This window comes from Lacrimispora sp. (genome assembly GCF_031982545.1).
In the GTDB taxonomy this organism is placed as follows: domain Bacteria; phylum Bacillota; class Clostridia; order Lachnospirales; family Lachnospiraceae; genus Lacrimispora.
In genome coordinates, this window is sequence record NZ_DALYXB010000007.1 from 232,763 (window position 1) to 253,420 (window position 20,658).

Here is a 20,658-nt window from a genome sequence, read left to right on the forward strand (position 1 = left end):
CTTAAAAAGAGATACCACTGGCACTTCTGCCACCGACAGCTGCCCCATAACCGTTTGCCTGAATCTTATTTTCATTTTTTCCCAGGGCCTGAAACATATACTGTTTATACGCTTCCACACCTGGCTGGTCAAACGGGTTAACCCCAAGAATCTTTGCTGACAAATAACATACAAACTCAAAGAAATAAAACAGCTGGCCAAACGTTTCCTCATCAACAGCAGGGACGCTTATTTTCAAACACGGGAACTTTTTACTGTGTGCTGTTATTGTTGCCTCAAATGCTGCCCGGTTTATTTCATCAAAATCCTTACCGTCTAAATAATCAAACAGATCATCCACATTATCATTGTGCAGAACATAAGATGACCCTGTATCCTGAACTTCCAGGAATGTTTCAAAAATCACATTGGATCCATCCTGTAAAAACTGACCGATGGAATGCAAATCCTCAGAAAAGTTTCCAAACAGAGGATATAAGCCTTTGTTGTCTTTTCCTTCGCTTTCGCCAAACAGCTGCATCCACCACTTTGCAAAGCGAAAATACCGCGGTTCGAAGTAAGAAAGCATCTCCATGCTGAACCCCTTTTGATAGAGCAGATTTCTTATAACCGCATATTCCAGAGCCATACTTTCAGTGGCGCTTTCCTTAAGAAGACGCTGACGCATGAGCTGTGCACCTCTGGCAATTGCACCAATATCAATTCCAGCCACAGCCATGGGGAATAGTCCTACCGGGGAGAGAGCCGTAAAGCGCCCTCCAATGTTAGCAGGAAACGGAAGGAAGTGAAATCCGTTCACCTTACAGAGCTTTTCTAAATGACTTCCCTCTGAGCCAGTACAGATCACCCGTTTTACATATTCTTCACCGTATTCTTTTTTCATGAAACTGCGCAGAGCTCGAAATCCAATGCCAGGTTCCAGTGTTTCGAAATTCTTTGCAATTACGTTTATGTATACACTCTTTCCTTTTAATTCCTGCAACACACTTCGTATGCTGTCTGCGGAAATGCTGTTCCCTGCCCATACAATTGTAACCGGGCCTGTCTCTCCTATGGCATCAACCACGGCACGCGCTGCCTGATTGGATCCGCCGATACCAATAACTACGAATGCATCTGCATTCTTCCTGACATCTGCTGCTAATTCCTGGTAATACGTGATCCACTTTTCTCCAGCCCACTCCTCTACATCAAGCCAGCCAAGATTTTCTTCATACTGTTCTTCCCCATACTTTACTTCTTCAAGGTAAGAGGCATATTCTTCCACACCACTGGCAATTTCCTCCGGCGATAGCCATGAGGAACCGTCTATTAATTCCATACTTAATTCTTTCATATTTCACCTCGAATAAATGTAAAAGCAATTAATTAATTAATTTAATTTATACTAATATTACTTTACATCCAATCATTATTCAAGATGTGAATTTTCATAAATTTATGGCATGTATTTTGTGCATTTTTTACAATCATTTACTTTTCTCGACAAATTGCATTAGATAACCATTCTATGAAATGTTTTCGGTACAATACTTTTTATTGTTAACAATGATGGTCTGGAAATATCTGGAATCCAGTTGCTGTATGAGTGACTATACTAATTTATCGTGTTAATTCAAATTTTAATATTTTTTATTAATAAATAGTATCAATTACCAATAAATTCGTTATTTTGTAATTCGTTACTAATAATAATCTATCATTAACACCTGTTTTGTATCTTTTATGTACAAATTATGCTTTACAAATTTTAATATGTACTATACCATATAGGCGTAATATGTTTATAAATTAAAACACGGTGAACAGGAGGTGATTATTGTGAGATAAATAGTCCGCAATTTAAAAAACCTAATTGCAGATAATATAACCAGGGAGGTAACACTTGAAGATAAACCGGACAAAAAATACGTTCATTATTTTAACGGCAGCTATTGTATTTTTAGATACTCCAATGGTATCAAGAGCAGATGGCTGGACGGAGACAGAATATGGCTGGCATTATGAAGAAAATGGGGAATATATAAAATCCGCATGGAAAAAGGGAGAAAGCGGTTATTATTATCTTGGTGAAAGCGGAAAGCTTTCCACTGCTTCCTGGGTCTCCGATGGAGATGAAAAATACTATGTGGATTCCGATGGTCTTCGGGTGAAAAATACATGGATCAATACGGAGGGCTGGGATGATTTCTCTGATAAAAATCAATATTGGTATTATTTTGACCGAAATGGTGAAATGATGACTGGTAAACAGCAAATCGGTGATAAAAAATATTTCTTTTCTGACACCGGGGAGATGCTTACCGGCTGGATTACATATACAGATGGAGAAGCGGCTGAACTGACAGATGATATCAGCAGTAATAATACATATTATTGCCTTGAAGACGGAACAAGAGCCAGTGGCTGGCTTAAGCTGGCGCCCCCTTCTGATGAGGAAAGTACCGGGGCAGAATACTGGTATCATTTTCGGAGCGATGGTCAGATACGGAGAAATACAACGGTAACGATTGGTGATTATGAATACTGCTTTGATACAGAGGGCAGAATGATGGATGGATGGGTTTATAATACGGGTGATGAATACGTAAAGGTAGACGACCAGACTGACAGGGAATTGTTAGATAAATATAATGAAGATGCCAGCAAGTATCTTTATTGTGGTGCAGAGAATATAGGGGTTATCCAGAAGGAACTATGGCTTTCTATTGTTCCACCAGGATTAAATGGAGACCCGGATGAAGATGAATGCTGGTACTACTTTAATAAAAAAGGAAGAATAACGACTGCCTCAAAAAGTTCTGTATCATTAGCCTCACAGTCTAATGCCAGCCGTGCCACAGAAGTCAGAGCCGTTGATACAACGGGCAAATACGGATTATCCGGAGGAGATGATGATCTGATTCATGTCCAGCTTGTAACGATTAAAAACGAGTATTATCTTTTTAATTCCAAAGGAACGCTTGTTGATGGTTTGATTTATATCTATAACAAAGATGGATCCTTCCCATTAAAAGAAGGCTATTATTATTTTGGATCAAAATCTGCTAAATCCACAGGAAAAGTGATATTAAAAAATGACGGGACGGAATATGAATATTATTTCTCAAAAAAGAGAGAAAATGGTTATTCACAAGGGCAGGGAGTCTCCGGAATATTGAATGGAAAGTTATACTATAAAGGACTTGCCGTCACAGCAGAGGAAGAGATGAAATTCAAATTGGTTTATATTCCTGAATTCTCAGGAGAACATGGAACAGGCCTGTTTATCGTAGATAAAAACGGGAAAGTAAAAACCGGGGGCTTAACGTCTGAAACAGAAGCTGGATATCAGTATCGAATTATAAAAGATACTAACAATAGCAGTTCAGGTTTTCATATATACCGTGTGGAAAAAGGTATGGAGGAAGATAAGCTCTCTCAGGAGGATGCTGATCTGACACTGGATATTTCCGAACCTGAGCTCATTTTATAAAAGAATATCTTCTGTTCTTCCGTAAGGAAGGAAAACCATAAAAAATTCCATGGGCTGCTGCATCAGCAACAGGACCCATGGAATTTTAAATAAATTAATTATGCATTCATGAATAATGCGATATCATCATCCACTTCACCGATACCTGCAATACCGAAGGTATCTACAAGCACATTTGCAACATTAGGAGATAAAAATCCTGGTAATGTCGGTCCTAAGTGAATGTTCTTTACGCCAAGGTGAAGGAGTGCAAGAAGCACGATAACTGCTTTCTGCTCATACCAGGCGATGTTGTAAGCGATCGGAAGCTCATTGATATCAGCCAGACCAAAGATTTCCTTTAACTTCATTGCAATGACTGCAAGAGAATAGGAATCGTTACACTGACCTGCATCAAGGACTCTGGGGATACCATTGATATCGCCTAAATTCAGCTTATTGTATTTATATTTTGCACAGCCTGCTGTCAGGATTACAGTATCCTTTGGAAGCTTCTCTGCAAACTCTGTATAGTAGTTTCTTGATTTTGCTCTGCCGTCGCAGCCTGCCATTACAAAGAATTTCTTGATGGCGCCGGATTTTACAGCATCAACCACCTGGTCAGCCAGTGCAAATACCTGATTATGTGCGAATCCGCCTACGATGGAGCCAGTCTCAATTTCTTCCGGACTTGGAAGTGTCTTTGCAAGCTCGATGATCGCTGAGAAATCTTTCTTTCCATTCTCATCTGCTTCAATATGTGTGCATCCTGGGAAACCGGTAGCGCCTGTGGTGAAGATTTTAGCTGCTGCTTCCGGAGTTCTTGGAGGAACGATACAGTTGGTTGTAAAGAGAACCGGACCATGGAAGGATTCAAATTCTTCTAACTGTTTCCACCAAGCATTTCCATAGTTACCTGCGAAATGATCATATTTCTTAAATGCAGGATAATAATGAGCTGGAAGCATCTCGCCGTGGGTATAAACGTCTACGCCTGTTCCGGCTGTCTGCTCTAAAAGCTGTTCCATATCTGCTAAATCATGACCGGAAATTAAGATAGCCGGGTTCTTTCTTACACCGATGTTAACGGAAGTGATCTCCGGATTGCCGTATCGGGAAGTGTTGGCTTCATCAAGAAGAGCCATAGCTGTTACGCCAACTTCACCTGTCTGTAAGGTTAAAGCAACCAGATCATCTGCAGAAAGGGTATTGTCAAGGGTTGCTGACAGACCTTTGTACATAAATCCATAGACGTCAGTGTTTTCTTTGCCAAGGTTAATTGCGTGCTCTACATAAGCAGCCATACCTTTAATACCATAGATAATCAGCTCTCTTAAAGAACGTACATCCTCATTCTCTGTGGAAAGAACGCCTACTGTTGCTGCCTTATCAAGCATTGCTTCTCTGGTTGTTACATGGAAAGTTGCTGCATCGTTATTGCCTGTATAACCTTTTTTAGATGCCAGCTCATCTCTTAAGCCAAGTACCTTTAAAATCTGTGCTTCAATTGCTGCTGCATCGAAGTTTGCATTGGTAATGGTAATAAAAAGGCTCTTTACCACCTCATGATTGATTTCAGCGATATCAGCTGCGTTTGTTCCTGTCTTTACGACTACTTCAGAAATTCCTTTTGCTGCATAGATAAGCAGATCCTGCAGCTTGGCAACCTCTTCTGTCTTGCCGCATACACCCTTCACTGTACATCCTGTGTTCTTTGCTGTCTCCTGACACTGATAGCAAAACATGCTCATATTCCTTACCTCCTAAAGTAAATTTATACACACCCCATTTGGGAGTTTGTGCGCGTTTCATATTTGTGTTATTGCTGTTGCTCATTAAGAATATCATCGAACCTGATTTGTGTCGGTTGTTATTACAACACAACAGGATCAATTTTAATTTTTTTAATTTTTTATTATTTTAAACGTGTTTCTGTAAAAATCGATCAGCCCTTCTGACCTCATCAGATTCAGCTCTCTTGTCAGCGCACTTCTGTTTACACAAAGGAATTCCGAGAGCTCCATTCTCCCCATATTCACAGTAAAATATCTGCTGTTATTCTTTTGCGCCTGTATGGAAAGAAAGCAGCTTATCTTTTCCCGAACTGATTTCTTTGTGGTCACCTCCAGCTTTTCAATCAGCTGAACATTCTTATCCGCAAGAAGGGAAATCAAATTTCCCATGAGCTTATGATGGCAGGTGCAGGATGTGGAACAGGAGTTCCAGATTTTTTCAAAGGGAAGAAACAAAATCTTTGCCTCCTTCCCGGCAACGAAGGTCACCGTTGCCGTCTGTGCATGGCTGCAGGTGAAAATTTCCCCAAACAGTCCCCCCTCTTCCATCACTGCCAGCAGTGTTTTATTTCCCCATATATCTTCCTTAATCATTTTTACGGATCCGCCAAGAATAATGCCCAGACTTTTTACAGCATCCTCAGTGAGAATAATGATCTCACCACTTTTGTAGTTTTTTTTGTAGCTCCCAAGGCAGTCCAGCATAGGGAGCAGTTCCTGATTGCTGATTCCGGAAAATAACAGGACATGACTATAATCATTCATCTCTGGCTCCATTTAAAATTTGTTATTTTTACTATTGAATCATATCACAGGAACGATTACAAAAACGTTGTACTTACAACTTATTGACTGGATTAGTTCTGAACATAAGAAAATTGACAATCGTAGATTAAGTGGATACAGCCTGGCTGACAACCTGTGCATTGCATTCATATAATAAAGAGTAATACAGACAAACTATGAGGAGGTATTGAGATGTATTTTGAAAAATGTCCCAGACTGACTGGACGTGTGGTTTTACCGGAAGATCCTCAGTATGAACCTGCACGTCAGGTATTTAACACCTTTTTTAATAAATATCCGCTTATCATCGTTTTTGCGCAGAATGCCAGAGATGTAAGCAATGCAATCAAGTGGGCACGTTGCCGGGATATTCCCATAAGGCTGCGCTCCGGCCGTCATAATTACGAAGGATTATCAGTTATGAATGGGGGACTGGTCATTGATGTCAGCGAAATGAAGCAGGCAGAAATAAATAGGAAATGCGAAACTGCCACAGTCCAGACTGGCATTCGGGATTATGAGCTGGCTATCCTTCTTGGTGAGCAGGGTCTGGTGGTACCGCCAGGTCTCTGCCCGACTACGGGAATCGCCGGATTTACACAGGGCGGCGGGCAAAGCAGTCTGTCCCGCCCCTGGGGTCTTATCATTGATAACCTGTTAGAGGCGGAAATCGTAAATGCTGAGGGCTGCCTGATTCATGCCAGTGCTAAGGAGAATCCGGATCTGTTCTGGGCTCTGCGGGGAGGCGGAGGCGGTAATTTCGGAGCCTGTACCTCATTTCGTTTCCGCACCCACAGAATTGACACGGTTGCATATGCGCAAATTACCTGGCCGCTTTCCGACTTAAGACCAGTGCTTAAGATGTGGCAGAAATATACACTCCCCTGTTCAGACAACAGACTCACTCCGCTGCTTACCATGGCATCCGGGGAGAATACCCTGCTTATGATGCAGGGGGTTTTTCTCGGTACATCAACAGAGCTTCGATCTCTTTTAAATCCTCTGATTGAAACTGGTTCGCCTCAGAACGTGTACGTTGAAGAAATTCCCTGGGTGGAGGCAGCTGCAAAAATAGCAGCCACTCAGCCAGATTCACCAGAGCCATTTAAAAGCGTGGGACCCTTTTTATATGAACTGCTGCCTGATGAAGCAATCAATATCATTGAACGCTATATTAACCATCCTCCCACCTATTCAGCCTCTGTATTTTTCCACGGATTGGGAGGGGCAGTCGCAGAAGTTCCAAATGACGCTACGGCATATTTCTACCGCAAAGCACTTTCGAACATCTCCTATTTCTCCACCTGGAATACACCAGAGGGGGCAGATCCGGGTATCCAGTGGGTGAAAGATTTCCGAAAGGAGATGGAACCCTTTACAAAAGGTGTATATGTCAATACTCCTGACTTGTCCATAAGAAACTGGCCAAAAGCCTATTATGGAAGAAATTTTGAAAGGCTGACGGAAGTGAAGGCCAAATACGATCCTGAAGATATCTTTCATTATCCTCAAAGTATTCCTCCTTCCATGAACTGCTAAAATAATGTGGAGTACATGGAAAAAAGCCGAATGGCGTTCGCTCAAAAACGAAACCCATGCGGCTTTTTCTGCAAATTGCCCCTATTATTACTTATAACCTGCCATCTGTGGAATCAGCGTCGACAAAGAGGGAACATATGTTACTAACATCAAAATAATAAATATTGCCAAATAAAATTTTATTAATATAGGCATTACATTTTCTAATTTTCTTCCGGCTACTTTTATTCCAACAAACAGTATGTTTCCAACCGGAGGGGTAATACAACCAATACTGAGGTTAAATACAAGCATAATGCCAAAATGTAATGCGGACATTCCTAACTGCTGGCATACAGGCAATAAAATAGGTGTAAAAATCAGTATTGCAGGCGTGAGGTCCATAAAAGTACCTACAAACAATAGAAGCATATTAATTGCAAATAGAATTATAATTTTATTGTCAGATATTGATAACACACCACCGGCAATTGCATCCGGTATTCCTGTAAATGACATAACCCATGCCATTATGTTGGAACAGCCTACCAGAAACATAATAATACCTGACATTTTAGCACTGCTGACTAATATGGCATAAAGATCTCTGATACCAATTGTTTTATAAAAAATAATAGATAATATCAAACTATACAGCACTGCCACTGCGGAGGCCTCGGTAGCTGTGAAAACACCTGCGCATATCCCTCCGATAACAATAAAAATCAATAATAGACTTGGAATTGCTTCAAAGGTATAATTAAAAAAATCTTTTACTGTTATCTTCTTTTGACTGACAAAGTTTTGCTTCTTCGCATAGATATAAGCAATTACCATACAGCTAAGCCCCCAAAGAATACCAGGAATATACCCCCCAAGAAACAAAGCTGCTATGGAGGTTCCTCCGCTGGCAAGGCCGTACGTGATCAGACCAGTACTGGGGGGGATTAGCAGTCCGGTTGGGGCAGTTGCTACATTAACCGCTGCTGAAAAATCTTCATCATAACCCTCTTTCTTTTCAATAGGTCCGATAATTGATCCCATCGCAGAAGCGGCTGCAGTTCCTGAGCCGGAAATTGCACCAAATAACATATTGGCAACAATATTGGTATGAGCCAGTGAACCCGGAATCCTTCCAGTCAGGGCTGTTGCGAAATTAATAAGGCGAATTGCAATTCCACCTTTATTCATAATATTACCTGCCAGTATAAAAAATGGAATTGCCAGTAAGGTAAAAATGTTAATCCCCTGAAACATCTTTAACGCGGAAGCAGGGGCGGCTCCAATGAAACCTAAAGACTGTACAATAACTGCTAATGAGGCAACGCATAACGATATACCAATCGGTACTCCTGCCAATAACAGAATAACAAGAATTGAAAATATCATTATACTTGCTGCGGCGGCCGTTCCCATAATATTACTTCTCCTCCTTTAACTTAAAATCTTCAACCAGCTCTGCAATATTGATGATACTGAACAAAAGTATCAATACACCAGTGACAGGCAGTATGAGATAAACCATATCCATCGTTATCCCCAGTGTCGGCGATACCTGAATGGCACCTACATTCATAAACTTTTTCCCGCCTACAATAAATACCACAAAAGCAATGATCATTACTAAAATTTCAGAAATAAGAGAAAGTAATAATTTTACATATGGAGAACCCTTGTCCAGAAAAAAAGTGAGATTCATATGATCACGTTCTCCAAATACCAGGGCTGTAGCAATCAAAGAAAGCCATACAAATGAATAGCTGAGTATATCTTCTGACATTGTAGAGGGGTTCTTTAAAACATATCGCATAAATACCTGATAAACAGCAAGCAGGGACATAAAGGCAAGTAATAATGCTGCTGCACCACTGAGAATTTTATTTAACCATGTCTTTAATATTAATATCGTGCGCATCCCTTATTCCTCCTTCTGTATTTCCTGTACTTTGTCATAAAGCGGCTGCAATGACGGCGTCGCAGCAAGTAACTCTTCCCTTACTTTCGTTTGTAACTTTTCAAATGGAGCCTTATCCACATCAATAAACTGCACTCCCATATTCTCAGCTTCTGCTATACATTCATTTATTTGCTTGTCCCATTCCTCACATTCCACTCTGGTCGCAATTTCAAAAGACTCATCTAATACTGTTTTCTCTTTATCTGATAACGAATCCAGAAATTCTGCATTTCCAACCAGCATATCTGTAAAAATCTGATGCTCAGTGCGTGTATAATATTTAGCAACCTCACCATGCTTCATGCTGATCAAAGCCATTTCCGGATTCATTGCAGCGTCAATCACATGATTCTGGAGAGCTGTATACACTTCTCCATAAGCCATAACTACTGCTGCCGCGCCAAACCCCTGTGCCAGTTTTACGTTTGCCTCACTGGATTGAATTCTAAGTTTAAGTCCTTTAATGTCATCTGGCGTATATATGGGTTTTGAAGCATAGATATTATTTACGCCATTGGCAAACCATGCAACTCCTCGAATTCCCTTATTCGATGTACAGTTATAAATCTGATTCTTAAATTCATCATTATTCATACATTTACGAAAACTTTTTTCATCTTTAAACAGATATGGAAGCCCAAATATTTTATAAGTATTGTCAAATGACTCCAGATTGCTGCCACTGGTGGCCACAAGGTTTAAAGTCCCCATTTGCAAAAGCTCCAGGGCTTCACTATTGCCTCCCATTATTCCGTTATAATAAATCTTTACATCTACTGCATCACCAAGTTGTTCTTTCATATAGCTTTTCATAGCCCGCAGACCAACGCTGATGGGATGATCTTCAGGCTGTACGGTTGCAATGCTTATGATACGTTTTTGCTTATCCGCCTGCTCATCCGCATTTTTTGAACAGGCATTCAGGCAAACCATCATGAAGAAGCCTAATAATATTACCAATGTTTTTTTCATGCATAATACCCCTCTGAAAATTAATAAACTCCATTCGAAAACTGCATACTCATTGCAACCCCCATTTTTATTTCACGAGCCTGTGCATACCGCACAGGCTCGCATATCTTAAATCCTACACCAGAAGATTTCCATCTTTCATAATTACCAGTCCGTCTATCTCACAGGTTATTTTTTTCATTACCAGGTCCATATGTAATGGGGAATCGGTGTGACCGCCAAACATTAAGTTCTTTCCAATTCCAATATGAAGATTACCAAAAGATCCTTCATCAGGCGCCATATGCCCGCAAAGAACATTTTTTTCGTTAAGTCCAAGACCAAGTTCACCCACATTGTATACTGTAGGATCATTATAGTCGGCTAAAATTTTACGTAAGATATCCGCTTCTCTTCCACCTCTTATATCAACAATCATACCATCTTTCACATCCAGGTAAATCGGTTCCTGAATCAAGTTAAGCTGGGGATGGGGGATACTGCCGTCTATAACTATAACACCATTTGCAGTTCCTTCCACAGGCCCTAAAGCAACCTCAGCATTAGGCGGAAATGCAGCAGATCCCGGATGAACGGAGGTTCCATAATCAATCACTACATTACGCCCCTTGACACTGCAGACCAGATTGGTTCCACCTTCTGAGGTAAGGGTAAATGTTTCCCCGTGGAATTTTTCCGCTACGCGGTCAATGACTTTTGCAACCTCATCAAAATCTGCGGTTAATCCACCTGTCTCAAACATATCAAGTGTATAATCCTGTACTCCCACCCAGCGAAGCCGTCCTGCCTTACAGGCTTCGATTCTGGCCTTGCTGTGCATCAGTGACATAGTTGTACAGCCAAAAGCCACATCCACATTTTTCAGAGCGGATGTAATTACATCTGTCGGCTCTGCACCATGTCCCGCTGTAGGGGGCATTACAACCATGGTTGTCTCAAAATATTCTTTTGCATATTTATAAACCAATTCACCAATTTCACGTTTATTATCATCAGTTATTACAAGAACCTTCTCATTTTCTTTCAAATGTGTGACACTGGTTAATAACTGTTTTACACCCAATGGCATATCCTTAGACATTTCTTTCATTTCTATTCTCTCCTCATTATCTGCAGTCTGCACCTGCTATTTTACTTCTACAATAAGTTCTACTTCGACAGAAGTTCCACCTGGCAGTGATGCTGCCCCCACAGCTACCCGGCTATGTTTTCCTGCTTCACCGAACACCTGGTTTACAAGATCTGAAACTGCATTCATAACCTGAGGCTGCTCAGTAAATTCGGGTGTGCTTGCAACGTACCCCTTAATGTTGACAAATCTGACTATCTTGTCTAAATCTCCAATTAACTCTTTAACAGATTTCAGGCAATTGATTAAAGCTGCCCTGGAAGCTTCCTGTGCTTGTTGAACGGTAACGTTTCCACCTACAATTCCTTTGTGTATCAGTTCGCCGTTCACTCTTGCCGCATGCCCTGAAACAAAAACCAGATTTCCGGCTTGAACTGCACTTTCAAAAGGCCGGATATTTGGTACTGTGTTAACGGAAAGTGTAAATCCTGCTTTTTTTAATTTTTCTTCATAATTCATTCTTTTGTCTCCTTTCCCTCCTGAAATCAATATAACATATTTTTTTTTGCAAAACCAATGCCGATTACGCACATAATTTATTGATACTGTCTATAGATTTCTAACCTGGTTTGAATTTTTACCGTAATTAATTCTATTTTAAATTTGGTTTTTCCTGTTTTTTTTGGTATACTAAATAAAATAATGAAAGCAGAGGGCGAGCACTTGAATTTTAATAATCTTTATTACTTTACTGTATTGGCTAGTTTCCAGCATTATACGAAAGCTTCTGAATCTCTCTGCATAACACAGCCTAGCCTTAGCCATGCAATTGCTTCGCTGGAAAAGGAATATGGAGTAAAACTTTTTGAGAAAGACGGACGCAATGTCAAACTCAGTAAATACGGAGAACTGTTAAATTCATATATTTCAAAGGGATTTGAAGAAATAGAACATGGTAATCGGATACTGAAACAATTTGCATATAAAGACGCTGGTTACGTAGACTTAAGTTTTTTGTTTGTACTGGGTTATCAATATGTCCCTGAATTAATTAAAATTTTTAATCAGAATGAAAGTTATAAAAATATTACCATTAATCTAAAACAATGTAATTCACAGGACAGTATTGCCGGATTAAAAAACGGCAGTATCGATATAAGTCTATGTGCACTGGTTCCAAATGAACCAACAGTTACATTCCTTCCAGTCCTGAGGCAGGAACTGATCTGCATTGTGTCAGATCAACATCCTTTGTCCGGATATGATTTTGTGGAAATGGAACAATTAATTCAATTTCCTTTAATCAGATATACGGATACTGTAGGAGAAATCCAGGATGTCATAGATAGATTGTTTACAGACTGCAGCAGTTATCCGCAGACTCATGAATACTTAAATGAAGAAATTACAATAGCAGGATTTATTTCTACCGGAATAGACCAGTGTATTGCCATAGTTCCTAATCTGGAGATCCTTGATGGATTTAAAATTAAAAAACTGAATATAAATCATAAGGATGCTCATAGAAATATTTATCTGGCTATTGCAAACAATCGCCCAATGCCAAATTGTGTGAAACTTTTTTATGACTTTATTAAACAAAACTATATACGGACAAAGCAATAAATAAAAATCCAAGATCCGGCGGTGTGCTAATAACGAAAAACGAGGACATGATTAAAACCAATGTCCTCGTTTTATTTTATTTCATTATGACTCCGTTCACCGCCCACTGGTAGGTATCATAGGCCTGATAAAGAGAGCCATAGGCATTTTGTTTTGCACTTTCTGCTTTTAAATATGACAACTGAGCCTGTAAATAATCGATTCTGCTTAAAATCCCAATCTGATAGGAACAATCTGCCTTTTCTTTTTCCAAGACTGCCTTTTCATAAGAAGTGCAGGAAGCTTCATATGCATTTTTTTCCTGCATCAGTACCTGATAATAGGATTGCATAGCAATTGCAACATTCTGTTCTCCTTCTGAAACAATGGCTTTCTTGTTATTCATTCCGGCTGTGGAGTGATTGGATGCTGTATGACGTTGCGATATAAGATTGTAATTATTTCCTATCGCCTTTGCTGTATCAGTTTCTAAACTGATGGCAGAAATCGTATCGGAACTGAGGGTTGGAAGATCACCAATTACTGGGGATGTATCCTTTGAATATCCAGTCATAAGACAAAGGGAACTCCGTAAGCTGTCAATGGTTTGATCAAGCTTTAGAAGAGAACTCTGGGCTGACAGAACTTCCTTTTGAGCAGACAATACATCTGTTTCCGTTGAAATCCCCTGCTTTATGCTCAGTTTTTGATTTTCCAGGACGGCATTGCTTAATTCTGCTGCCTTTATAAGTGTATTTCGGTTCGCCAGTGCATTGTTATAACTGATCATAACCTGATTCGCATAATATGTATTCGACTTTACTGCCTGTGTAATGTTTGATTGAACCGATGAATTGGACCGATCCATATAGTCCAGTGATCTTCCCATTTTTTCTACCGACGTTTTCATGCTCTTTACCGTCTGATTTAGGATCATATACTGTTCCATTCCATGGGCAGTGTCTGCTGCACCCGAATTCTTTAATTCATCCGCTTCATCATTTAAATCCATAATGTAACGTTTCATTTCATTTTGTATATATCGCTGATTATCCAGAGAGTCATAAATAGTATCTGTTGTATTTTGAATACCGGGATTAAAATAACGTACCAGATCTGATAGTTCATCAAATTCAATTGCCTGATCATTTAATTTATCCCACTGCTCTTTTGTTATTCCATTTGGAATGGGATTCTCCTTCTGACCGGGTCCGGCTGAACCGTAAACAGGAATAATGAAAGAAACCGCAAGTCCTGCTGCCATACAGAAAGATAAAACAGCTTTCTTTTTCATCTCATCATCCTCCTGCAGAAGCAAGACCATTTACTGTATTATCATAGGTCTGGACAGCGGAGAAAAGCGTAAGCTCTGCGGATTTTACCGCAATACTTTTTGTTTTGTATGCATTCTCCTGCTTTTGATACAGCAGAGGGCTGACCATACCAAGCTGGTATTTTTGTTTTATGATATCCATGGTTTTACTTTCCAGATTATATTCCGTTACTGCCTGTTCATAGCTGGCATTTGCCTGCAAAACTGCCTGATAAGCTTTTACAAGCGCTGTGCTGATGTTCTGCTCATTGCTTGATATGGTCCTTTTTAACGTCTCTTTTGTAATATCTGCACTGGCATTTTCCAGCTTTCGCTTATTAATATTTAAAGTATAATTATTCTGCAGAGCTTTTTCCTTATCTTCCTCCGGGTTCAATGATTGAATATGTCCTGAGTCCGTCGCCGGAACATCCCGGACTTCTGGAAAATCGTTGTAATTCCAGCCCAGCATTACACAAAGCTTTTGTCTTGTTTCTTCCAACGACCCATGAAGTTTCTCCATCGCGACAGTGGCATTTAGCATCGTTTCCTTTGCCGCCAGTATCTCAGCCTGGGTGGCCATACCTGCGCCTTGTTTTGCCAGTGTTGTCTGATAATCTGCCTCTGAACGCTCCAATTCTAATTGTGCACTTTCCAGTTGATTTTTCTGTTGAGAATAGGTGATCATTAAGGTCTGAGCCTGGGCTGCTAAATTTGCCTCAGTCTGGTCATAGGTGAGTCTGTATACCTCCAGATCCTCTGTATTATCATCTGCAGCTTTATCCGCCTTTGCAGCGCTCACTGCGCTTTTTGCATCTGTAACCGGATCATCTCCTGTTATGGCACTTCTTGCATCATTTGCTGCATCCCTGTAATTTTGGGCATACTGGTCTCTGGTAATCAGATCATCTTTTTTCTTATCATTTAAATCCAGCTGGTTCTTTTGAACGGTCACATTGTATTCATGTATCAGATCAGCCAGCTCCTCATATTCCACCACATTATCCCTAAGCTTCGTCCATTCCTCCTGTGTCCTGGCAAACTCCGGGCTGCCGGCCCAGACATTTAACGCCGGGCCGGAAACGGAGAGCACTGCAGCAAGACTGAATGCGGCAATCTGTTTTATATTTCTCATTTTTTATTCCTTTCCTGTCATTGAAACTTTCTTTCTCTTCTTTTTCTCTTTTGTTCCCTCTTTTTTGCTCATAAGATTGTAGTATACCGGAAGCATAAGAAGACTTAAAACGGTGGAAGCCGTCAATCCTCCGATGTTGACAACTGCAAGTCCCTGCATCATTTCACCGGAATGCCCCAATGCAAGCGCCATAGGGATCATGGAAAGTACTGTAGTTAAGGTTGTCATTAATATCGGGCGGAGTCTGGTCGCTCCAGCTTCAATCATTGCCTCCTCAGGAGACATTTCTTCTTTATACTGATTGACCGTATCCACATAAAGAATACCACTGTTTACAACTGTACCGATTAACATTAAAAATCCAAGCATGGCAACCATACTCAATTCACAGCCTGCAAAGAACATCAATCCAAAGGCTCCTATCAGGCTGAATGGAATGGTTGTCATGACCATAAGAGAAAACCTTGGTGATTCAAACTGAGCTGCCATTACTACAAATACCAGAAAAACTGCCAGAATAATTGCATACAGAAGAGAGGTGAGTTCGTCTGTCGTCTGATCATCCATTGCACTGGAGCCTAAGCTTACGTAAGAATTTAAATTTGGTATCACAATCTCCCTGTTAATCAAGGAATTTGTGTTTTTATCTGCTGATGAGGTATAATCTCCAGTTATGGTAACCACATATTGCTTATTCTCTCTGGTGATACTTGCCGGACTGTCCTGGAAGCTTATTTCTGCAACATCATTAACGGCGGCAAACCCTCCGTTTGAAAGAGACAGCGTCATATTCCGGATCTGGTCCACAGACTTAAATTCATTATCCGGATACTGGACTTTTACATCCACATCATCTCCGTTTACTTCTATGGTTTTTGCGGTCACTCCATTAATAGCCTGGTATACACTGTGTCCGATTGAGGAAGGACTGATCCCTTTTGCTTTTGCCTTTACCGAATCGACCCCTACCTCCACAACAGGTGCCGCGTTTTCAAGGGAGGAATGGATCCTTGTGAGCTCAGGCCTTTCCATTAATTTTGATACAATCTGTTGGGATGAGTTTTTTAACTGATCGTAGTCTGTACTTTTCAGGATCAGCTCGTAAGAATCTTCTGAACTCATCATGTTTGCATAGGAATTTTCTTTTACAGTAATCTTGCAATCCGTCACCCGGCTAAGCTTTTCTTTAAAAATATCCACCGCCTGATTTGTGGGTATCTTTCTGTTTTCTTTTAAATATACAATAATTGATGCGGAGTTTCCTGCGCTTACACCACTTCCTCCATAGCTTGTAACATAGGACCCCATTTCCTCATAATCGGAAAAGGACTCTTCAACCTTTTTCAGCAATTCATCCGCATCTCTCGTCTTGAGTCCGGGAGCCATATCCACTGTAATAGCAATCTGCCCCTGGTCGTCTGCAGTGATCAGGCTTAATTTAAGCTGACCTGCCATAAGAAACGATACCAGAAGAAGAAGGACCGATACCCCCATGACTGTTTTCTTTTTAGGAAGGATATGACGCATCACTTTTCTATAAGCATTCTGAAGCTTGTAAACCGGCGTCGATAAGGGTGCCGGGGTCTCCTCCGGCTTATACATCAGATAGCATAAAGGTACCACTGTAATTGATGATATCAGGGAAGCCCCCATACAGAATACGATGGTAAATCCCAAAGGCATAAACATCTGTCCCGCCATGCCGTTCAAAAAAGCCAGCGGGAGGAAAACAACACAGGTAGTCAGTGTCGAGCCCAAAACGGAAGCTGCCACAATTCCGGTTCCCTTTAAGGCGTCTTGAAAATAATCAATGAATTCCTTTTTTTCCTGTGACGTCACCCGGAAACAGCTTTCCATCACGACAATTGAATTATCCACCATCATTCCGACACCCATGGACAGTGCTGCCAGCGTGAGCATATTCAGTGAAAAATCCATAAACTTCATCAAAATAAGCGCGGTTAGAATGGAAACTGGTATGGAGCTTCCAACGATTAGGGAAGCCTTCAAATCTCCAAAGAAAAGCCAGATAACCGCCATGGAAATCAGGATTGCAAGAATAACGGTTTCTGCAATGGACTTCAGAGAAGCCATAATATCTTTAGCGCTGTCATTGACTATCTGAATATCCAGACCAGGTTTTGATGCCTCAAGTATCTTTATTGTCTGATTCACTTCTTTTGAAAGCTCTGCTGCAGTGGAACTCTGCTGCTTGCTGATTGATAGGGAAACGGTATTATTCCCATTATAATGGGCTACACTTCCTTCTGTTTCACTTGTTGTATAAATATCTGCTATATCTCCAAGATAAACAATATTATTACCTGGTACTGTAAGCGGTACATTCTGCAGAGAATCTTCTGTATCAAACTTCAGCCGTGATGATATGGCCGCTTTTTTTCTGCCCACTTCGATTGTACCGCCAGGCATCTTTACATCCGATGCTGAGATATCATTTGCGATGGAGGACATGGAAATCTTATACTGCTGCATTTTTTCCGGATTCAGTTCTACTTTAATATAATCCTCACTGCCTCCGGCTATGGAGACTTCGGCTGCATTGGACAGCTTTTCAAATTCCGGTACAATCTCCTGTTTCACATAGTCATACTGATTTGACGTCTCTGCCCCTGTAACAACTAATTTCATATCAGCGGAAGATCCCGTATCCAGTTCCATTACGATCGGCGTTTTAGCCTCACCCGGCAGTTCTGAAGAAACTTCGTCTATTTTCTTTTTCAAATCATTATAGGACTTATCTAAATCTGTGCCATATTCATACTGAATTGTTACTGTAGAGCGGTTTTCTGAGGATTTGGACGTTACCTTTTTTATACCGCTGAGTGAACCAACTGCATCTTCAATCTTTTTGCTGATTAATTCATCTACATCCTTTGGCTGTGCTCCGGGATATGCAGTCACGACCATAAGCATGGGCATACTCATCTCCGGAGTCAGCTCCTGCCTGGAGTTGATTACAGAAGAAAAACCAAATACCACCAGGCATAGGAGACACATAATAACGGTAACCGGCCGTCTTAAGACGATTTTTGTTAATTGATTCATGCCTTGGATTCTCCTTTTATTTCTTCTCCTGAATTCATTACCGACGCTTTTGCCCCTTCATAAAGCTCAGGACTCCAGGTGGTAATGACCTCCATATTTTGCTGTATTCCTTCCTTTACCTCCAAACGGCTTGAATCGTAGATACCAGCTTCAATAAAAATTTTATGTACGGTTCCGTTGTCATACGTATACACATATGGTTTACTGTTCTCATAGTAAACAGAATCTACAGGTACTGTAATAACCTGGTCTGCCCTCTCAGAGCACAAAGACAATTTAACACTGGTTCCGGTAGATAAATCGTTTGCATCGGCAAGCTGTATCTTAATCTGAAACAATCCGGTCTTTTCATCTGCCATCCCGCTTATTTCAGAAATAGTTCCCTGCAGATCGTTCCCGTCTTCCTCAACAGTAACCGGATCACCAGGCTTTACCCGGCGTTTTAATTTCTCTGTTAAGCTTGTAGAGATAATTTTATTCCCCTCTCCGGAAATGACAAAGATCTGATCGCTGGTTGACACCTTATCAAATTGCTCAATGCTGCAGCTTTCTATCTTTCCGCTGATGGGAGACTTGATATTACTGTAAGAAACCTGGTTTTCGTACTCCTCCTTTGCCTGTTTGTATGCAATCTCCGACTTTTTGGCAGAATTTACATATCCCTGATAGTCTTGCTCTGAAACAGCTCCGCTTTGAAAAAGAACTGACATGCGCCCCAGGGTATCATGTGTTTCCTTATAAGTAACTTGGGCATTGTCCATGGTATTCTTTGCATTCTGCACTTTATTTGTATCAATTACGCACAGAAGCTGTCCCTGCTGCACCATATCACCTGCCTTTGCTGCCACCTGGGTAACTGTTCCTGATGCTTCAGGGGAGATTCTGACAACTGTCTCAGGTTCTATGGTTCCAATCAGACTGGTGTACAACTCAATTGTGCCAACTTCCGGATTAACGGTTTCCACAACAGGCAGAGTATCTGCCTTGACTGGAACCTTCATTCCATTCATCCGAACCAATATCACCGCAACCAATATCACTGCGATCACTCCAAGTAATAGTAATTTTTTTTTCATTTTCTGCTCCTTAAAAAATAATTTTTATAAGATCCTGTTTTATTTACAGGGACCCTTCCTTTCATCACACAACCTTTTTTTGCAGCACATTGAGACCCGATGCTACCAAACCTCCGTCACATAAAATATCCACACCGGTCAGATAACCGGCACTTTCACTGACGCAGTATGCAAACAGACCGGCTATTTCTTCCACTTTTCCAACTCTTTTCACAGCACAGTATTTTACGTAAGCGGAGGCTTCTTCCTTTTCAATTTCTCCCATAGGCGTGTCGAAATTGCCGGGTGACACCGAAAGTACTCTGGCTCCGATCTCTCCAAATCTGGCGGCATCCTGTTTCGCATACCAGATAACAAAGTTTTTTGAAATTCCATATGCAATACCGGATTGATATTTTTCAGGATAGAACCTGATGCGACGCATCATTTTTCTCATAAATTTTTCCGGGTCGTTTCGGCTGTACTTATATATTCCGACCGGCATTACCATTTTGGGAGTTAAATATGCAGACATAGATGACACATCAATCAAACAGCCTCCCTCTTCCATCACCTTGTAAAAAGCATTATTAATATAAATGGTGCCAAGCGCATTTACCTCCATAATAGTTTTTGCATCTCCCATATGAGGTGACATACCGGCCGCATGAATCACTGCTGCCACAGTACCCTTGGCTTTCGAATAAGTTGCCAGCTTCTCTGCACTGGCCAGATCAGAGACATCACAGGAATATGCTTCCGCCTGTATTCCTTCCGCTTTCAATTCTTTTACTGCTGCTTCCAGCTTCTCTGTGTTCCTTCCGCAGATGATAATATAATAATTTTTCCCCATTATCTTTGCAGCAGCAAACCCCATACCGCTGCCGCCGCCCGTTATCACACAAATTTTTCGCATTATTGGTTTTCTCCTTTTTA

16 protein-coding genes are annotated in these 20,658 nt (G+C 40.8%); 3 read left to right on the forward strand and 13 right to left on the reverse strand.

Going from position 1 to position 20,658, the window contains the following annotated elements; genetic code table 11:
- Position 1: 1 nt before the first annotated feature.
- Positions 2-1,336, reverse strand: a complete 1,335-nt coding sequence (locus tag ABS301_RS13755; protein ID WP_349672748.1) for a phosphoglucose isomerase-related protein — start codon at positions 1,334-1,336, stop codon at positions 2-4.
- Between the two features lie 549 nt (positions 1,337-1,885).
- Here ABS301_RS13755 and ABS301_RS13760 point away from each other — a divergent pair.
- Positions 1,886-3,475, forward strand: coding sequence for an N-acetylmuramoyl-L-alanine amidase family protein (locus ABS301_RS13760; protein WP_349672749.1), 1,590 nt, complete (start codon positions 1,886-1,888; stop codon positions 3,473-3,475).
- A gap of 98 nt (positions 3,476-3,573) precedes the next feature.
- Here ABS301_RS13760 and hcp read toward each other — a convergent pair whose 3' ends face one another.
- Complete coding sequence (gene hcp, locus ABS301_RS13765) at positions 3,574-5,205, reverse strand: hydroxylamine reductase (RefSeq protein ID WP_349672750.1); 1,632 nt, start codon at positions 5,203-5,205, stop codon at positions 3,574-3,576.
- Positions 5,206-5,358: 153 nt separating this feature from the next.
- On the reverse strand, positions 5,359-6,012 hold the full coding sequence (locus tag ABS301_RS13770) for a Crp/Fnr family transcriptional regulator (RefSeq protein ID WP_349672751.1): 654 nt from the start codon (positions 6,010-6,012) through the stop codon (positions 5,359-5,361).
- A 213-nt stretch (positions 6,013-6,225) separates the two neighbouring features.
- Between ABS301_RS13770 and ABS301_RS13775 the strand changes: the two genes are divergently transcribed.
- Positions 6,226-7,572 carry an FAD-binding oxidoreductase gene (locus tag ABS301_RS13775; RefSeq protein ID WP_349672752.1) on the forward strand — a complete coding sequence of 449 codons (1,347 nt, stop codon included), beginning with the start codon at positions 6,226-6,228 and terminating at the stop codon, positions 7,570-7,572.
- Between the two features lie 87 nt (positions 7,573-7,659).
- Here the strand turns inward: ABS301_RS13775 and ABS301_RS13780 are convergent, their stop codons facing one another.
- From ABS301_RS13780 to ABS301_RS13800, 5 genes are all read right to left on the reverse strand, one after another.
- Positions 7,660-8,967, reverse strand: coding sequence for a TRAP transporter large permease (locus ABS301_RS13780; RefSeq protein ID WP_349672753.1), 1,308 nt, complete (start codon positions 8,965-8,967; stop codon positions 7,660-7,662).
- A gap of 4 nt (positions 8,968-8,971) precedes the next feature.
- Positions 8,972-9,466, reverse strand: a complete 495-nt coding sequence (locus ABS301_RS13785; RefSeq protein ID WP_349672754.1) for a TRAP transporter small permease — start codon at positions 9,464-9,466, stop codon at positions 8,972-8,974.
- A gap of 3 nt (positions 9,467-9,469) precedes the next feature.
- Complete coding sequence (gene dctP / locus ABS301_RS13790; protein WP_349672755.1) at positions 9,470-10,480, reverse strand: TRAP transporter substrate-binding protein DctP; 1,011 nt, start codon at positions 10,478-10,480, stop codon at positions 9,470-9,472.
- A gap of 115 nt (positions 10,481-10,595) precedes the next feature.
- Positions 10,596-11,570 (reverse strand): aminopeptidase, encoded by a 975-nt coding sequence (locus ABS301_RS13795; RefSeq protein ID WP_349672756.1) that lies wholly within the window; start codon positions 11,568-11,570, stop codon positions 10,596-10,598.
- Between the two features lie 36 nt (positions 11,571-11,606).
- Positions 11,607-12,068 carry a RidA family protein gene (locus ABS301_RS13800; RefSeq protein WP_349672757.1) on the reverse strand — a complete coding sequence of 154 codons (462 nt, stop codon included), beginning with the start codon at positions 12,066-12,068 and terminating at the stop codon, positions 11,607-11,609.
- A 204-nt stretch (positions 12,069-12,272) separates the two neighbouring features.
- On the opposite strand from ABS301_RS13800, the gene ABS301_RS13805 reads away from it, so the two are divergent.
- Positions 12,273-13,175 (forward strand): LysR family transcriptional regulator, encoded by a 903-nt coding sequence (locus tag ABS301_RS13805; protein WP_349672758.1) that lies wholly within the window; start codon positions 12,273-12,275, stop codon positions 13,173-13,175.
- Positions 13,176-13,251: 76 nt separating this feature from the next.
- Here ABS301_RS13805 and ABS301_RS13810 read toward each other — a convergent pair whose 3' ends face one another.
- The 5 genes from ABS301_RS13810 to ABS301_RS13830 all read right to left on the reverse strand — a co-directional run bounded on the left by ABS301_RS13810 (position 13,252) and on the right by ABS301_RS13830 (position 20,638).
- Complete coding sequence (locus ABS301_RS13810) at positions 13,252-14,448, reverse strand: TolC family protein (RefSeq protein ID WP_349672759.1); 1,197 nt, start codon at positions 14,446-14,448, stop codon at positions 13,252-13,254.
- 4 nt (positions 14,449-14,452) lie between these two features.
- Positions 14,453-15,601, reverse strand: a complete 1,149-nt coding sequence (locus tag ABS301_RS13815; protein WP_349672760.1) for a TolC family protein — start codon at positions 15,599-15,601, stop codon at positions 14,453-14,455.
- Between the two features lie 3 nt (positions 15,602-15,604).
- Positions 15,605-18,667, reverse strand: a complete 3,063-nt coding sequence (locus tag ABS301_RS13820) for an efflux RND transporter permease subunit (protein ID WP_349672761.1) — start codon at positions 18,665-18,667, stop codon at positions 15,605-15,607.
- Positions 18,664-19,743 (reverse strand): efflux RND transporter periplasmic adaptor subunit, encoded by a 1,080-nt coding sequence (locus ABS301_RS13825; protein ID WP_349672762.1) that lies wholly within the window; start codon positions 19,741-19,743, stop codon positions 18,664-18,666. The genes ABS301_RS13820 and ABS301_RS13825 overlap by 4 nt, the downstream gene beginning before the upstream one ends.
- Positions 19,744-19,807: 64 nt before the next feature.
- Positions 19,808-20,638, reverse strand: coding sequence for an SDR family oxidoreductase (locus ABS301_RS13830; protein WP_349672763.1), 831 nt, complete (start codon positions 20,636-20,638; stop codon positions 19,808-19,810).
- Positions 20,639-20,658 lie beyond the last annotated feature (20 nt).

Coding starts and splice junctions, on each gene's coding strand:
- ABS301_RS13755 (WP_349672748.1), bottom strand. CDS start 1,336: ATGAAAGAATTAAGTATGGAATTAATAGACGGTTCCTCATGGCTATCG.
- hcp (WP_349672750.1), bottom strand. CDS start 5,205: ATGAGCATGTTTTGCTATCAGTGTCAGGAGACAGCAAAGAACACAGGA.
- ABS301_RS13770 (WP_349672751.1), bottom strand. CDS start 6,012: ATGAATGATTATAGTCATGTCCTGTTATTTTCCGGAATCAGCAATCAG.
- ABS301_RS13775 (WP_349672752.1), top strand. CDS start 6,226: ATGTATTTTGAAAAATGTCCCAGACTGACTGGACGTGTGGTTTTACCG.
- ABS301_RS13780 (WP_349672753.1), bottom strand. CDS start 8,967: ATGGGAACGGCCGCCGCAGCAAGTATAATGATATTTTCAATTCTTGTT.
- ABS301_RS13785 (WP_349672754.1), bottom strand. CDS start 9,466: ATGCGCACGATATTAATATTAAAGACATGGTTAAATAAAATTCTCAGT.
- dctP (WP_349672755.1), bottom strand. CDS start 10,480: ATGAAAAAAACATTGGTAATATTATTAGGCTTCTTCATGATGGTTTGC.
- ABS301_RS13795 (WP_349672756.1), bottom strand. CDS start 11,570: ATGAAAGAAATGTCTAAGGATATGCCATTGGGTGTAAAACAGTTATTA.
- ABS301_RS13800 (WP_349672757.1), bottom strand. CDS start 12,068: ATGAATTATGAAGAAAAATTAAAAAAAGCAGGATTTACACTTTCCGTT.
- ABS301_RS13810 (WP_349672759.1), bottom strand. CDS start 14,448: ATGAAAAAGAAAGCTGTTTTATCTTTCTGTATGGCAGCAGGACTTGCG.
- ABS301_RS13815 (WP_349672760.1), bottom strand. CDS start 15,601: ATGAGAAATATAAAACAGATTGCCGCATTCAGTCTTGCTGCAGTGCTC.
- ABS301_RS13820 (WP_349672761.1), bottom strand. CDS start 18,667: ATGAATCAATTAACAAAAATCGTCTTAAGACGGCCGGTTACCGTTATT.
- ABS301_RS13825 (WP_349672762.1), bottom strand. CDS start 19,743: ATGAAAAAAAAATTACTATTACTTGGAGTGATCGCAGTGATATTGGTT.
- ABS301_RS13830 (WP_349672763.1), bottom strand. CDS start 20,638: ATGCGAAAAATTTGTGTGATAACGGGCGGCGGCAGCGGTATGGGGTTT.